General features: G+C 70.7%; 13 protein-coding genes. 8 read left to right on the top strand and 5 right to left on the bottom strand.

The window, feature by feature from the left end; all coding sequences use genetic code 11:
- Nucleotides 1-109: 109 nt before the first annotated feature.
- The 4 genes from pimC (at nt 110) to ACE101_RS17510 (ending at nt 4907) form a co-directional block, all read left to right on the top strand.
- Nucleotides 110-1318, top strand: coding sequence for a pimeloyl-CoA dehydrogenase large subunit (gene pimC / locus ACE101_RS17495; RefSeq protein ID WP_379131945.1), 1209 nt, complete (start codon nt 110-112; stop codon nt 1316-1318).
- 179 nt (nt 1319-1497) lie between these two features.
- Nucleotides 1498-2646 (top strand): acyl-CoA dehydrogenase family protein, encoded by a 1149-nt coding sequence (locus ACE101_RS17500; RefSeq protein ID WP_379131948.1) that lies wholly within the window; start codon nt 1498-1500, stop codon nt 2644-2646.
- 73 nt (nt 2647-2719) lie between these two features.
- Complete coding sequence (locus ACE101_RS17505; RefSeq protein ID WP_379131951.1) at nt 2720-3826, top strand: CobW family GTP-binding protein; 1107 nt, start codon at nt 2720-2722, stop codon at nt 3824-3826.
- 127 nt (nt 3827-3953) lie between these two features.
- Nucleotides 3954-4907 carry a GNAT family N-acetyltransferase gene (locus ACE101_RS17510; RefSeq protein ID WP_379131953.1) on the top strand — a complete coding sequence of 318 codons (954 nt, stop codon included), beginning with the start codon at nt 3954-3956 and terminating at the stop codon, nt 4905-4907.
- 24 nt (nt 4908-4931) lie between these two features.
- Here the strand turns inward: ACE101_RS17510 and ACE101_RS17515 are convergent, their stop codons facing one another.
- The 5 genes from ACE101_RS17515 to ACE101_RS17535 all read right to left on the bottom strand — a co-directional run bounded on the left by ACE101_RS17515 (nt 4932) and on the right by ACE101_RS17535 (nt 8977).
- Entirely contained in the window at nt 4932-5249 is a 318-nt protein-coding gene (locus ACE101_RS17515; RefSeq protein ID WP_379131954.1) for an HPr family phosphocarrier protein, read from the bottom strand.
- 81 nt (nt 5250-5330) lie between these two features.
- Complete coding sequence (locus ACE101_RS17520; RefSeq protein WP_048432106.1) at nt 5331-5732, bottom strand: PTS sugar transporter subunit IIA; 402 nt, start codon at nt 5730-5732, stop codon at nt 5331-5333.
- 90 nt (nt 5733-5822) lie between these two features.
- On the bottom strand, nt 5823-6284 hold the full coding sequence (locus ACE101_RS17525) for an HPr kinase/phosphorylase (protein ID WP_379138756.1): 462 nt from the start codon (nt 6282-6284) through the stop codon (nt 5823-5825).
- Nucleotides 6281-7981 (bottom strand): sensor histidine kinase, encoded by a 1701-nt coding sequence (locus tag ACE101_RS17530; RefSeq protein WP_379138759.1) that lies wholly within the window; start codon nt 7979-7981, stop codon nt 6281-6283. The genes ACE101_RS17525 and ACE101_RS17530 overlap by 4 nt, the downstream gene beginning before the upstream one ends.
- Before the next feature lie 279 nt (nt 7982-8260).
- Entirely contained in the window at nt 8261-8977 is a 717-nt protein-coding gene (locus ACE101_RS17535) for a response regulator transcription factor (protein WP_379131956.1), read from the bottom strand.
- A gap of 313 nt (nt 8978-9290) precedes the next feature.
- Here ACE101_RS17535 and ACE101_RS17540 point away from each other — a divergent pair, with 313 nt between their 5' ends.
- From ACE101_RS17540 to lepA, 4 genes are all read left to right on the top strand, one after another.
- Nucleotides 9291-10073, top strand: a complete 783-nt coding sequence (locus ACE101_RS17540; RefSeq protein WP_379131959.1) for a HugZ family pyridoxamine 5'-phosphate oxidase — start codon at nt 9291-9293, stop codon at nt 10071-10073.
- Between the two features lie 208 nt (nt 10074-10281).
- Nucleotides 10282-11892, top strand: coding sequence for a phosphoenolpyruvate carboxykinase (locus ACE101_RS17545; RefSeq protein ID WP_379131961.1), 1611 nt, complete (start codon nt 10282-10284; stop codon nt 11890-11892).
- Nucleotides 11893-12014: 122 nt separating this feature from the next.
- Nucleotides 12015-13109 carry an NAD(P)/FAD-dependent oxidoreductase gene (locus tag ACE101_RS17550; RefSeq protein WP_379131964.1) on the top strand — a complete coding sequence of 365 codons (1095 nt, stop codon included), beginning with the start codon at nt 12015-12017 and terminating at the stop codon, nt 13107-13109.
- Between the two features lie 242 nt (nt 13110-13351).
- Entirely contained in the window at nt 13352-15157 is a 1806-nt protein-coding gene (gene lepA / locus ACE101_RS17555) for a translation elongation factor 4 (RefSeq protein WP_379131967.1), read from the top strand.
- Nucleotides 15158-15172 lie beyond the last annotated feature (15 nt).

Consider the following 15172-nt stretch of genomic DNA (forward strand, 5'->3'; position numbering starts at 1 on the left):
CCTCTCTCTCTCCCACTCGGGAGCGGGGTTCCCTCGGGTCATGACCGAGGAGGTTGGCGCCCGGTGCGCGGGCTGCCGCCGACGCAACGTCGATAAACGGGAGGCACCCATGGACCTTCGATTCACGCCCGAGGAGCGCGCCTTCCGCGAGGAGGTCCGCACCTTCTTCAAGGAGACCCTGCCGGAGGAGATCCGGCAGAAGATGGTGGACGGGCATCACCCCTCGAAGCAGGACATCGTCACCTGGCAGCGCATCCTCAATGCCAAGGGCTGGGCGGTGCCGCATTGGCCGGTGGAATGGGGCGGCACCGGCTGGGATCCGGTGCGCCAGTACATCTTCCTCGATGAGTTGCAGGGCTTCCCGGCTCCCTCGCCGCTGCAATTCGGCGTCTACATGGTCGGACCGGTGATCATCCAGTTCGGCTCGGACGACCAGAAGACGCGGTTCCTGCCCCGCATCGCCAATCTCGACGATTGGTGGTGCCAGGGCTTCTCCGAGCCCGGCGCGGGTTCCGACCTCGCCTCCCTGAAGACGAAGGCCGTGCGCGACGGCGACCATTACGTGGTCAACGGCCAGAAGACCTGGACCACGCTGGCCCAGCACGCCGACTGGATCTTCTGCCTCGTGCGCACGGATGCGGGCGTGAAGAAGCAGGAGGGCATCACCTTCCTGCTCATCGACATGAGGACGCCCGGCATCACGGTGCGGCCGATCCAGACCCTCGACGGCGGCCACGAGGTCAACGAGGTGTTCTTCGACGACGTGCGCGTGCCGGTGGAGAACCGGGTCGGGCAGGAGAACAAGGGCTGGGACTACGCCAAGTTCCTGCTCGGCAACGAGCGCACCAACATCGCCCGCGTCGGCGTCTCGAAGCAGCGCATCCGGCGCCTCAAGGAACTCGCCGCGCTGGAGCGGGCCGGCGACGCGCCGCTCATCGAGAACCCGCGCTTCCGCGAGAAGCTCGCCGCCCTCGAGATCGAGCTGAAGGCCCTGGAGCTGACGCAGCTGCGCGTCGTCGCCGGTGAGCGCAAGCGCGAGAAGGGCAAGCCCGACCCGGCCTCCTCGATCCTCAAGATCAAGGGCTCGGAGATCCAGCAGGCGACGACGGAGCTTCTCCTCGACGTGGTGGGCCCCTACGCGCTGCCCTACCTGCCGGAGGACGACGAGGCCGTGCACGGAACCAACGAGCCGCCGATCGGGCCGGACTGGGCGGGGCCGGCGGCGCCCACCTACTTCAACTGGCGCAAGATCTCGATCTACGGCGGCTCGAACGAGATCCAGAAGAACATCATCGCGAAGGCGATCCTGGGGCTGTAGCGCCCGTTCTCCCCTTTCCCGGGCCGCAGGCCGCGTCAGCGGCCTGCGGCCCGGGATCCAGCACGAGACGTCGCGACGCGACCGCAGTCGTCCGGGACAGGGCCGGGAATATCGGTCAGCACCGATCGGGCCCTCGACGACAGGTGCGGCACCACCACGACGATCAGGAAGAGACGTCCATGGATTTCGATCTCACCGAGGAGCAGAGCCTCCTCAAGGACAGCGTCGAGCGACTGCTCGCCGACCGCTACGACTTCGAGGCCCGCAAGCGCCACGGGCAGCATCCGGAAGGGTTCTCGCCCGAGATGTGGCGGGCCTATGCCGAGCAGGGTCTGCTCGGCGTGCCCTTCGCTGAGGAGGAGGGCGGCATCGGCGGCGGGCCGGTCGAGACCATGATCGTCATGGAGGCCCTCGGCGGCGCCCTGGCGCTCGAACCCTACCTCGCCACCGTGGTGCTGGCCGGCGGATTGATGCGCCACGCCGCCTCCGCCGAGCAGCGGGCCGCATGGCTGCCGGAGCTGATCGCGGGCGAGACCCGCTACGCCCTCGCGCATCACGAGCGGCAGGCGCGCTACGACCTGCACGATGTCGGCGTGAGCGCCCGGCGCGACGGGGCCGGCTACGTCCTCGAGGGCGAGAAGTCCCTCGTCCTGCACGGGGACAGCGCCGACCGGCTGATCGTCTCGGCGCGCACGGCCGGCGGACGCCGCGACCGCGGCGGCATCGGCCTGTTCCTGGTGGATGCCAAGGCGGAGGGCGTCTCGCGCCGGGGCTACCCGACCCAGGACGGCCAGCGGGCCGCCGAGATCGCCCTGTCCTCGGTGCGGATCGGGCCGGACGCCGTGCTGGGCGCCCCCGAGGACGGGCTGCCGGCGATCGAGCGCGTCGTGGACGAGGCCATCGCGGCCCTCTGCGCCGAGGCGGTCGGCGCCATGGACCGGATGCACCGGCTCACCGTCGAGTACCTGAAGACCCGCAAGCAGTTCGGCACCCCGATCGGAGCCTTCCAGGTGCTCCAGCACCGGGCCGCCGACATGTTCATCGCCCTCGAACAGGCCCGCTCCATGGCCTTCCTCGCCACCATGATGGCGGGCGAGGCGGATGCGCAGGAGCGCAGCCGCGCCATCTCGGGTGCCAAGGTGCAGATCGGCCGCTCGGGCCGCGTCGTCGGCCAGGGGGCGGTGCAGCTCCACGGCGGCGTCGGCGTGACCATGGAGTACAGCGTCGGCCACTACTTCAAGCGCGTGACGATGATCGACGCCCTGTTCGGCGATGCCGACCATCATCTCGCGCGGGTGGCCCGGATGGGCGGTCTCATCGCGGCCTGAGCGGCATCGGCCGGGGGTTGGCATCCGGGGCGGCGTGCGGGAGAACGGCGGTTTCCCGCGCGAGCCCGCCCGCATGACCGAACGCCCCCAGCCGATCCCGCTCACCGTCCTCACCGGGTTCCTCGGTGCCGGCAAGACGACCCTGCTCAACCGGCTGCTGAAGGACCCGGCCCTCGCCGACACGGTGGTGATCGTCAACGAGTTCGGCGAGGTCGGCCTCGATCACCTGCTGATCGAGACCGTGGACGAGGGCATGATCCTGCTCGGGGCCGGCTGCCTGTGCTGCACCGTGCGCGGCGACCTCATCGCCACCCTGGAGGATCTGCTGCGCAAGCGCGACAACGGCCGCATCACGCCGTTCCGCCGGGTGGTGATCGAGACCACGGGGCTCGCCGATCCGGCGCCGATCCTGCACGCGATCCTCTACCACCCCTACCTGGCGATGCGCTTCGCGCTCCAGAGCGTGGTGACGGTGATCGATGCGGTGAACGGGATGGGCACCCTCGACGCCCATCCGGAGGCCCTGCGCCAGGCCGCGGTGGCGGACCGGATCGTCCTGACCAAGGCCGAGCTGCCGGGGGCGCAGGCGGAGGCCCTGCGGGAGCGCCTCGCCCGGCTCAACCCGGCGGCCGGCCTGCTCGGGCCCGACGCGCCGGCGGAGTCCGTCCTCGGCGGCCTGTTCGGGATGGACGGCAAGGTCGCCGACCTGCCGGGCTGGCTCGGCGCGGAGGCGGTCGCGGCGGCGGAGCATCACCACCACGATCACGGCCATCACCACGGCCACCATCACCACGACGTCAACCGGCACGATGCGGCGATCCGCTCCTTCAGCCTCGTCAGCGACGCGCCGGTGCCGCGGGCGGCCTTCGAGATGTTCCTCGACCTGCTGCGGTCGGGTCAGGGGCCGAACCTGCTGCGCCTCAAGGGCCTCGTCGGCCTCGCCGACGCGCCCGAGCGGCCCGTCGTGGTGCATGGGGTGCAGCACGTCGTCCACGCCCCCGTCACCCTCGACGGCTGGCCGGGGCCGGACCGGACCTCGCGCCTCGTCCTGATCCTGCGCGACGGCGATCCGGCCTTCGTGCGCCGGCTCTGGGACGCGTTCCTCGGTCGCCCGGCCCTCGACGCGCCGGATGCGGCGGCCCTGACGGCGAATCCCCTCGCCATCCCGGGCGGCGCCTGAGCCGGACCGGCGAGCCGCAGGGCGCCGGCCGGCCCCCGGTATGGTTCTTGTTCCGTCAATGCCGCGCGGCCGTGGGGCCGCGCTCGCGTCCCGGGACGGGACGGAACAGCAGCGAATGGGGGCAGGCATGCGGGTGACACCCTTCTCGGTGATCCAGGGCGGTCTCCAGGCCGAGGGACGCTGGACGGCCGAGCTGCGGCATCCGTCCAGCCTGCGCGAGGAGGAGATCGCCGCGTGGCGGGATCTCCTGCCCCGGGCGCTCGGCCGCAGCGTGTTCGCCGAGCCGGACTTCGTCCTCACCATGGCCCAGCATTGCGCGGACGGCCGCCGGCTCGCCGTGCTGCTGGTCCGGCGGAACGCGGCGGACGGCACGCCCGTCCTGCACGGCGTCTTCCCCCTGCACCTGCCGGGGGGCTTGCGCCCGGGCCGCACGGCCGCGCTCTGGAGCGTGCCCTTCGCCGGGGCGCCCGAGCCGGTGATCGATGCCGGGCAGGCCCCGGGGGTGCTGCGTGCGGCCCTCGATCACTTGGTCGTCTGCGGCCTGCGGATCGATGCCTTGCGCATGGCCGGCCTCGCGCCCGCCGGTCCCCTGACCGACGCCCTGCGCGACGTCGTGGCCGGGACGGGCCGGCGCCTCACCATTCGCCCGCGGGCAGCCGCCGGCCCGGGCCCGAAACCCCTGCCGGCCCTGCCGCGGGCGCGCACCTCCCTCGAACGGGTGCGCGCGCTGCGCCCGGTGCGGGATGCGGTCGAGCATTTTCTGGTGCTGGAGGCCGCGCGCGCGACGGGCAGCCTCCTCGACGACGCGGCGGCGGTCACCGCCCTGCGCGTCGTCACCCGCCGCTTCGCGGCGCGGCGCCAATGCGGCGTCGATCTGGTGCGCCGGGACGGGGAGGTGATCGCCGCCGCGATTCGTCTCGGGCCGGCGGGCGAGGACCGGATCTGGCGCGAGGCCGGCCACGCGCTCTCGGCGCAGAGCGGGCCGGCGCCGGCGATCCTGACGCTGGAGGCGGTGATCGGCCTGCGGCCCGCGCGGGGCGCCGCTGAGCCGCCGCGGGCGCGACGCGCTTCGGCGTCCTGACCGGATCGGGAGACCGCCCGGGGGCTACTCGTCCTCGCCGAAGCGGTTGGCGAGGAGCGCCGCGATGGCCTCCAGGCAGGCGTCCTGGTCGGGGCCGCAGGCCGTGACCACGATGCTGGTGCCCTGCGCCGCGCCGAGCGTCAGCAGGCCCATGATCGAGCGCCCGCCCACGGTCTCCCCGGCCCGCGTGACAGTCACGTCGGATTGAAACCGCTCGACCGCCTGCACGAACTTGGCCGACGCCCGGGCATGCAGGCCGCGCCGGTTGATGATCGGCAATTCCCGCATCGCCGCGCCTTCGGGAATCGGCGGAAGCTCCGCGGCGTCGGAATCGTCGTTCATCGGGAGGCGTGACCCTGCTGGAGCCGGTTCGCGATGGCGGGTCAGGCCGTCCGGCTCTCGTCCGAGGAGGGGGAAGGGAGGTTATTTCCCGGCGAGAACCCGGGAGGCGACGTTGATGTACTTGCGGCCGGCTTCCTGCGCGTGGAGGACGGCCTCGCCGAGGCTCTCCTCGTCGCGCACGCTCGCGAGCTTGATCAACATCGGCAGATTGATGCCGGCGACCACCTCGACGGAGCCGCCGTTCATGCACGAGAGGGCGAGGTTCGACGGCGTGCCCCCGAACATGTCGGTGAGAACCACGACGCCGTCCCCGCTATTCACCCGGCAGACCGCCGACATGATGTCCTTGCGCCGGACCTCCATGTCGTCCTCGGGGCCGATGGTGATGGTTTCGAGCTGCTCCTGCGGACCCACGACATGCTCCAGCGCGGCCTTGAACTCCGTCGCGAGCAAACCGTGGGTGACGAGCACCATTCCAATCATCGACACGAGTTCCGACGCCCCTTATCAGAGCCGAGCCGCCATTTTGTGCAGCGCAAGGGCGAGCGCAAGAGCATTGCGGCGAAATCCGCATCAACCCGTCATCATCATGCCACGCGGGCGGCGCCAGCGCCACAACACCGTGCTGGCCCGGGCGGGGTCCCGGGGAAGGATCATGCGCGGCAGTCGGACCCCCAGGAGAAGGATGCTCTCCCGGGCCCGCTCGGGCATCCGCGGGGCCGTCTCGGCGAGATCCACGACCCCGCGCAGGACGGCGGAAGGTAGCGTGTTCTCAACGGCTTGCAGCCCCACGCCGCGGATCTCGACGAGACCCGCCAGGGCCGGGTGCGGGCTGGCCACCAGCCGGTCGTGGCAGACCTCCACCACCACCCTGTCGTCGCCGACGAGCGCGGCGAACGTGCCCGAGATAGGGCCCGCATCGAGGAGTTCCCGGGCCAGGGTCGTTTTGCCGCTCCCGGACGGTCCGCGAATCAGCAGGCCCGCTTCGCCGACCACCACGCAGGTGGCGTGGAGCGTGGCGGTGCGGCGGGTCAGCGGTTGAGTCCCGGGATCCGCACGACGAAGCGCGCGCCGAGCACGGTGGGCTCGCCGTCCTCGCCCGGCGGCCCGAGGCGGTTCTCGGCCCGGATCGTGCCGCGATGGGCTTGGACGATCTGGCGCGAGATCGAGAGGCCGAGGCCCGAATTCTGGCCGAAGCCCTGCTCGGGCCGGTCGGTGTAGAAGCGCTCGAAGATCCGCTCCAGGGCGTGGGGCGGGATGCCAGGCCCGTCATCCTCCACCATGAGCTCGATCGTGTTGCGCAGGCGGCGCAGGGACACGCGCACGGTGGCCCCCTTCGGCGAGAAGGAGCGGGCATTGTCGAGGAGGTTGTTCACCACCTGCCCGAGCCGGCTGTCGTGGCCGATGATCGCGAAGGGATCCTCGATGCCGGATGGCGGCGCATCGACCGTGAAGGTGATGGCGGCGTCGCGCGGGCGGCGGCGCTCGTTCGCCACCGAGGTCACGGTGGTGAGGAGCTTCTTGAGGTCCACCCGCGCGGCCTCCGCCCGGGCGAGTTCCGCATCGAGCCGCGAGGCGTCGGCGATGTCGCTGATCAGCCGGTCGAGGCGCTTCACGTCGTGCTGGATGATCTGCATCAGGCGCCCGCGCGACTCGTCGGTCTTAGCGAGCGGCAGGGTCTCGACGGCGCTGCGCAGGGAGGTCAGCGGGTTCTTGAGCTCGTGCGAGACGTCCGCCGCGAAGTTCTCGATCGCGTCGAGGCGGCGGTAGAGCGCCTGGGTCATCTCGCGAAAGGCCCGCGAGAGGTGGCCGATCTCGTCGCTGCGGGTGGTGAAGTCGGGGATCTCCTGGCGCGACTTGATGCCGAGCCGCACCCGCTCGGCGGCCTCCGAGAGGCGGCTCACCGGCCCGACGATCTGGCCGGCCACGAGGAGGGAGAGCACCACCATCACCAGGGCCGCGACCAGGAAGACCTGCAGCAGCGAGAACCGCTCGGAGGCGATGATCTTGTCGATGTCGCCCTCCTGGGTGGAGAGCAGCAGGGCGCCGCGCACCGTGCGGGCGCGCATGATCGGCACCGCCACCGAGACGATGGTGTCCCCGTGCAGGTTGCGGCGCACCAGCGTGCCGCGCGCCCCCGCCAGCGCCCGCTGCACCTCGGGCAGGCTGCGCCCGTCCGGCGGCCCGGCCTCCTCGGTGGATTCGCGGCTCAGGCCGGGAAAGAGCGAGCGCAGCCCGATCCAGCCCCGCTCCATCAGGCTGGGCTTCTCCTTGCGCACCGGCACCTCGGCGCGGCCGAGATCGCCGCGCACGTAGAGGTTGCGCGAATCGATCAGGCTGGTCCCGTCGCGGTCGTAGACCTGCGCCCGCGTGCCGGTGGGCGTGATGAGCCGCCGCAGGAGCGGCGCCACCCGCTCCGGGTTGAGGGAGAATTCGAGGGCCGAGAGGATCTCCTCGCCCCCCGCATTCGGCTCGCCCGCCTGGAGCTGGAGCAGCCGGTCGGGATCGATGCTGATCGCGTCCGTGTCCACCGTGGCCGAGGCCGCGATCGCGCCCGCGATGATGTCGCCCTGGGTGAGCAGGCTCTTCACCCGCGCCTCGATCAGCCCCTGGCGGAACTGGTTGAGGTAGAGCACGCCGACGAGGAGGGCGATGAGCCCGGCGAGGTTGAGGACGACGATGCGCCGGGTCAGGCTCGAGGAGGCGCGCTGGGCGATCCAGCGGCCGACCATGCGCAGGGAGAAGGGCTCCCGCGGCGTCTCCGCCTCGGGATCGGTCTCGCTGCCTGTACCGGGCGCACCGGCCCCGAGAAGGCGCCGGACGGCGCCGAGTGCGGAACCGCCGCTCACGTGATGGGTCTCATACGATTTCCGATTGATGGCTCGCCGATCGCCTCGGCAATCGCGTCGAAATGCGGAAATCGGCTTCGCTCAGGCGTGCGCGGAGCAAGGCTCCGCGCCGCGCGGGCATCTTGATACGGCTTCCGCACCGATCGTCTGGGGGAAGCCGTATCAGGCTTCCTTGAACCGGTAGCCGACGCCATAGAGCGTCTCGATCATGTCGAAGCTCGTGTCCACCACCTTGAACTTCTTGCGCAGCCGCTTGATGTGGCTGTCGATGGTGCGGTCGTCGACGTAGACCTGATCGTCGTAGGCCGCGTCCATGAGGGCGTTGCGGCTCTTCACCACGCCGGGCCGCTGGGCGAGGGCCTGGAGGATCAGGAACTCCGTCACCGTCAGCGTCACCGGCTCGCCCTTCCAGGTGCAGGTGTGGCGCTCGGGATCCATCATCAGCTGGCCGCGCTCGAGGGAGCGGGCGGCGGCGGCCTCGGCCTCGCGGGCGGCGGCGGCGGGGCCCGCCTCCTTGGCGGCGAAGCGGCGCAGCACCGCCTTCACCCGCTCCACCAGCAGGCGCTGGGAGAACGGCTTCCGGATGAAGTCGTCCGCCCCCATCTTGAGCCCGAACAGCTCGTCGATCTCCTCGTCCTTCGAGGTGAGGAAGATCACCGGCAGGTCGGATTTCTGGCGCAGGCGGCGCAGCAGCTCCATGCCGTCCATGCGCGGCATCTTGATGTCGAAGATGGCGAGGTCGGGCGGGGAATGCTTGAGGCCGTCGAGGGCCGAGGCGCCGTCCGTGTAGGTCTGGATGCGATACCCCTCGGTTTCGAGCGCGATCGACACGGAGGTGAGGATGTTGCGGTCGTCGTCGACGAGGGCGATGGTCGGCATGGGGCATTCCCTGGGACGAGGATGACGTCGCCCGGAAGGATCGCAGGATCCTCCTGAACGCCACCCGATTTCAGCGCCGGTTCGGGGCCGGCCTTGATGGTGGCCGCACGTCCCCTCCGCCGAAAACGGCTGGACAGTGACCGGCGGGCCACGATTCCGTCACCCTTAAGGCCATCGCGATCAAAAAGCGAGCACCCGTGACGCCTCCGCCACACCCGCGACGCGAGGCGCGGTGGACGGACCCGCGCGCGGCGGTCCAGGCTGGCGGCGAGCGCGGGGCGTCGCCCCCCGCCCACGAGGAGCCCGGAGCGTCATGGCGGAGACCGAGAGACAGCAGGCGGCCCCCTTCGCGGCCGCGGAGGCGCCGTTCGATGCGGTGGGCCTCGCCAGGACCCTGCTGCGGGCGACCCGCACGGGGGCGCTGGCCACCCTCGACCGGAGCGACGGCTCACCCTTCGCCTCGCTGGTGACCGTGGCGACGGATCTCGACGGCGCCCCCTTGATGCTGCTCTCGCGCCTCTCGGCCCACACCCTCAACCTGGAGGCGGAGCCGCGCTGCTCCCTCCTCCTGAGCGCCGGCGGCAAGGGCGACCCGCTCGCCCATCCGCGGCTGACCGTGGCCGGGCGGGTGGAGCGCAGCGATGCTCCGCGCGTGCGGGCCCGCTTCCTCGCCCGCCACCCGAAGGCGCAGCTCTACGCGGATTTCCCGGATTTCGCCTTCTACCGCCTGGAGCCGCGGGCCGGGCATCTCAACGGCGGCTTCGCCAAGGCCGCGACCCTCAGCGGCCCGGAGCTGCTCACGGATCTCGCCGGCCTTGAGGCGCTCGCCGACAGCGAGGCCGGCGCGGTCGCCCACATGAACGCGGACCACGCGGACGCGGTCGCCCTCTACGCGGCGCATTTCGCGGGCGCCGAGCCGGGGCCCTGGCGCCTGACGGGCCTCGATCCCGACGGCATGGACCTCATCGCCGGCGACCGGACGGCCCGCGTAACCTTCCCCGAACGGTTGAGCAGTCCCGCAACCCTGCGTCAGGTGCTGGTCGAGATGGCCCGCGAGGCGCGGCGCGCACAGGGCGGGGGCGGCCCCGCGAAGTGACAGAACTTGTGTTCTGTTACCGTGCCGTCGCGACTTCCTGATTGAACCGTGAAGGTTCGCCACCTACTAACGGCTGATACCCGGTCGCGCGTCCTGCGCGAACCGGGCGCGGCGGTCGCCATGCACGGGAACCTGGCGTCCGACGGAACGAGGGCATCGGCGCGTGCCGGGTGGACCCCCGCCCCGGACGGCGCCAGGAGGGACACTCGTGAGCGATATCGGCGTCTACAACGCTGCGGTCGGGGCTGACCGGGCCGGGCTGCGCAATCTCAAGCGCGTCTTCTGGAACCTGGAGGCCCCGAGCCTCTACGAGCAGTCGTTGCAGCGGGGTGAGGCTCAGCTCGCCGCGGGCGGCGCCCTGGTCGCCGAGACCGGGATCCACACCGGCCGCTCGCCCAAGGACAAGTTCGTCGTGCGCGACGCCGGGACCGAGAACGAGGTCTGGTGGGACAACAACGGCGCGATCACCGTGGCGCAGTTCGACCAGCTGCACGCGGATTTCATCGCCCATGCGGAGGGCAAGGAACTCTTCGCGCAGGACCTCTACGGCGGCGCCGATCCGGAGCACCGGGTGCGCGCCCGGGTCTTCACCGAATATGCGTGGCACTCCCTGTTCATCCGCAACCTGCTGATCCGGCCGGAGCGGAGCGAGATCGCCACCTACGCGCCCGAACTCACCATCATCGACCTGCCGAGCTTCAAGGCCGATCCGGCCCGCCACGGCGTGCGCTCCGAGACCGTCATCGCCTGCGACTTCACCCGCAAGATCGTGCTCATCGGCGGCACGTCCTACGCCGGCGAGATGAAGAAATCGGTCTTCACCTACCTGAACTACCTGCTGCCGAAGGCCGGCGTGATGCCGATGCACTGCTCGGCGAACGTGGGCGCGGAGGGTGATTCGGCCCTGTTCTTCGGCCTCTCGGGCACCGGCAAGACCACCCTGTCGAACGATCCGGCCCGGGTGCTCCTCGGCGACGACGAGCACGGCTGGAGCCCGAAGGGCATCTTCAACTTCGAGGGCGGCTGCTACGCCAAGACCATCCGCCTCTCGCGCGAGGCCGAGCCCGAGATCTACGCCACCACCGAGCGCTTCGGCACGGTGATGGAGAACGTCATCATCGATCCGGTCACCCGCCTGCCGGATTTCGACGACGCCTCGCGCACCGAGAACACCCGCTGCGCCTACCCGCTGCCCTTCATCCCGAATTCGAGCCCGACCGGCCGGGCGGGGCACCCGAAGAACATCATCATGCTGACCTGCGACGCCTTCGGGGTGCTGCCCCCGATCGCCAAGCTGACCGGCGCCGAGGCGATGTACCACTTCCTCTCGGGCTACACCGCCAAGGTGGCCGGCACCGAGAAGGGGCTGAAGGGGCCGGAGGCGACCTTCTCGACCTGCTTCGGCGCGCCCTTCATGCCGCGGCATCCCTCCGTCTACGGCAACCTGCTGCGCGACCTGATCTCCCGCCACCACGTCGATTGCTGGCTCGTGAACACGGGCTGGACCGGCGGCGGCGTCGGCACCGGGCGGCGCATGCCGATCCGCGTGACCCGGCGGCTGCTCACGGCGGCCCTCGACGGCTCGCTCGCCAAGGCCGATTACCGCCGCGATCCCTATTTCGGCTTCGCGGTGCCGACCTCGGTGCCGGGCGTCGAGCCGCACATCCTGTACCCGGTCAAGACCTGGCAGGATAAGGCGGCCTTCGCCGAGACGGCCAAGACGCTCGTCGAGATGTTCCAGGCGAACTTCAAGCGGTTCGAGGCCCATGTCGATGCCGACGTGCGCGCGGCCGAGCCGACCATGTCGATCGCCGCGTGAGCGGAGCGACGCCCCACGCAAGGGGGCGTCACCCGATGAGCGGAACAGCGCGGGGAACCCCTCTCCCGCCCGGGAGAGGGGTTCCCCGCGCCCTTTGACGAACGGGCGGGGGCACGAACGGTATGATGATCCTCGTCGTCGGCGCGGGCGTGGTCGGGCTCGCCTGCGGGCGGGCGCTGGCCCTGCGCGGCCATGAGGTGATCGTGGCGGAGGCCGAGGGCGGCATCGGCACCGGCGTCTCCTCGCGCAATTCCGAGGTCATCCACGCCGGCATGTACTATCCGGCCGGCTCGCTGCGGGCGCGCCACTGCGTCGAGGGGCGGCGCCGGCTCTACGCCTATTGCGCGAGCCACGGCGTGCCGCATGCCAGGACCGGCAAGCTCATCGTCGCGGCGACCGAGCCGGAGCGCGCCAAGATCGCGGCGATCTACGACCAGGGGATCGCGAACGGCGTCGAGGGCCTGCAATTCCTCGATGGCGCCGAGGCGCGGCGGCTGGAGCCGAACCTCGCCTGCGTGGCGGCCCTGCTCTCCCCCGAGACCGGCATCGTCGACAGCCACGCCCTCATGCTCGCCCTCCAGGGCGATCTCGAGTCCCATGGCGGTGCCCTCGCCCTCCACACCCCGGTGGAGCGGCTGCTGCGCGACGGGGCGACCTGGATCGCGCGGTTCGGCGGCGAGGCGCCGGGCGAACTTCCCGTCGATGCCGTCGTCAACGCCGCGAGCTTCGGTGCGCAGGCGCTGGCGCTGGCGACCGAGGGCTATCCGGAGGCGCGCGTGCCGCGCCTCGTGCTGGCCAAGGGCAATTATTTCGGCTGTCTCGGCCGCCCGGCCTTCACCCGGCTGATCTATCCGGCGCCGGTCGAGGGGGGCTTGGGGATCCATCTCACCCTCGACCTCGCCGGGCGGATGCGCTTCGGGCCGGATGTCGAGTGGGTCGACACGCCCGATTACGAGGTCGATCCGACGCGCGGGGCGCTCTTCACCGCGGCGATCCGGCGCTACTGGCCCGACCTGCCCGCGGGGGCGCTCTTCCCCGACTATGCCGGCATCCGCCCGAAGCTGTCGGGGCCCGGCCAGCCGGCGCAGGATTTCCTCATCGACGGTCCCGCCGAGCACGGATTGCCCGGGCTCGTGCAGATGTTCGGGATCGAGAGCCCGGGCCTCACCTCCAGCCTCTCCCTCGCCGAGGACGTCGCCGACCGCCTGGGCGCCTGAGCGCCGCGCGTCCGGCCGCCTCCCGGCGCGGCCGGGTGCCGTCTTGGGGTGGCCAAGGCCGTCTCGGGGCGGCCAAGCGCCGTCTTGGGGCGGCCAAGCGCCGTCTTGGGGCGGCCAAGCGCCGTCTTGGCGCGGCCGGGAGCCGCTGCTATCTCCCGTCGACTTTTCCTTTTACGCCGTGCGCCAAGCCGATCCGTGCGCCAAGCCGATCGCCGCGCCTGAGCGCCGGAGACCACCTGCTGATGACCGCCAAGCCCATCGACACGATCCGCAACTTCTCGATCGTCGCGCATATCGACCACGGCAAGTCGACCCTCGCCGACCGGCTGATCCAGGTCACCGGGGCGCTCTCGGCGCGCGAGATGACCGAGCAGGTGCTCGACTCGATGGATATCGAGCGCGAGCGCGGCATCACCATCAAGGCGCAGACGGTCCGGCTCGACTACAAGGCGCAGAACGGCCAGACCTACACCCTCAACCTGATGGACACGCCCGGCCACGTGGACTTCACCTACGAGGTGTCGCGCTCGCTCGCCGCCTGCGAGGGCTCGCTCCTCGTGGTCGATGCGAGCCAGGGCGTCGAGGCGCAGACGCTCGCCAACGTCTACCAGGCCATCGACGCCAACCACGAGATCGTCCCGGTCCTCAACAAGATCGACCTGCCGGCGGCCGAGCCCGACCGGGTCAAGGAGCAGATCGAGGAGGTGATCGGCATCGACGCCAAGGATGCGGTGCCGATCTCGGCCAAGACCGGCCTCAACATCGAGGCGGTGCTGGAGGCGATCGTCGCCCGCCTGCCGCCGCCGAAGGGCGACCGCGAGGCGCCGCTCAAGGCCCTGCTGGTCGATTCCTGGTACGACGTCTATCTCGGCGTCGTCGTGCTGGTGCGCATCGTCGACGGCGTGCTCAAGAAGGGCATGACCATCCGCATGATGGGGGCCGACGCGGTCTACGGCGTCGACCGCGTCGGCGTGTTCCGGCCGAAGATGCAGGACGTGGCCGAACTCGGCCCCGGCGAGGTCGGCTTCCTCACCGCCTCGATCAAGGAGGTGGCGGACACCCGCGTCGGCGACACCATCACCGAGGATCGGCGCCAGACCACCAACCCGCTGCCGGGCTTCAAGCCGGTGCAGCCGGTGGTGTTCTGCGGCCTGTTCCCGGTCGATGCGGCGGAGTTCGAGAACCTGCGCGCCGCCATGGGCAAGCTGCGCCTCAACGACGCCAGCTTCTCCTACGAGATGGAGACCTCGGCGGCGCTCGGCTTCGGCTTCCGCTGCGGCTTCCTCGGCCTCCTGCACCTGGAGATCATCCAGGAGCGGCTGGAGCGCGAGTTCAACCTCGATCTGATCTCCACCGCGCCGAGCGTGGTCTACCGCCTCAACATGGCGGATGGCGAGGTCAAGGAACTGCACAACCCGGCCGACATGCCGGACGTGATGAAGATCGCCTCGATCGAGGAGCCCTGGATCCGCGCCACCATCCTCACGCCCGACGAGTATCTCGGCGGCGTGCTCAAGCTGTGCCAGGACCGGCGCGGCACGCAGATCGACCTCAACTACGTCGGCAAGCGCGCCATGGTGGTATACGACCTGCCGCTCAACGAGGTGGTGTTCGATTTCTACGACCGGCTGAAGTCGATCTCGAAGGGCTACGCCTCCTTCGACTACCACATCTCCGACTACCGCGAGGGCGACCTCGTGAAGATGTCGATCCTGGTGAATGCCGAGCCGGTCGACGCGCTCTCGATGCTGGTCCACCGCACCCGGGCGGAGACCCGCGGCCGGGCGATGTGCGAGAAGCTGAAGGACCTGATCCCGCGCCACCTGTTCCAGATCCCGGTTCAGGCGGCGATCGGCGGCAAGATCATCGCCCGCGAGACCATCCGGGCCTTGTCCAAGGACGTCACCGCCAAGTGCTACGGCGGCGACATCTCGCGCAAGCGCAAGCTCCTCGACAAGCAGAAGGAGGGCAAGAAGCGCATGCGCCAGTTCGGCAAGGTCGAGATCCCGCAGGAAGCCTTCATCGCCGCCCTGAAGATGGACAGCTGAGCGGGGGCCTTCGGC

Origin of the sequence: Methylobacterium carpenticola (assembly GCF_042748905.1) — a bacterium.
In the GTDB taxonomy this organism is placed as follows: Bacteria; Pseudomonadota; Alphaproteobacteria; order Rhizobiales; family Beijerinckiaceae; genus Methylobacterium; species Methylobacterium carpenticola.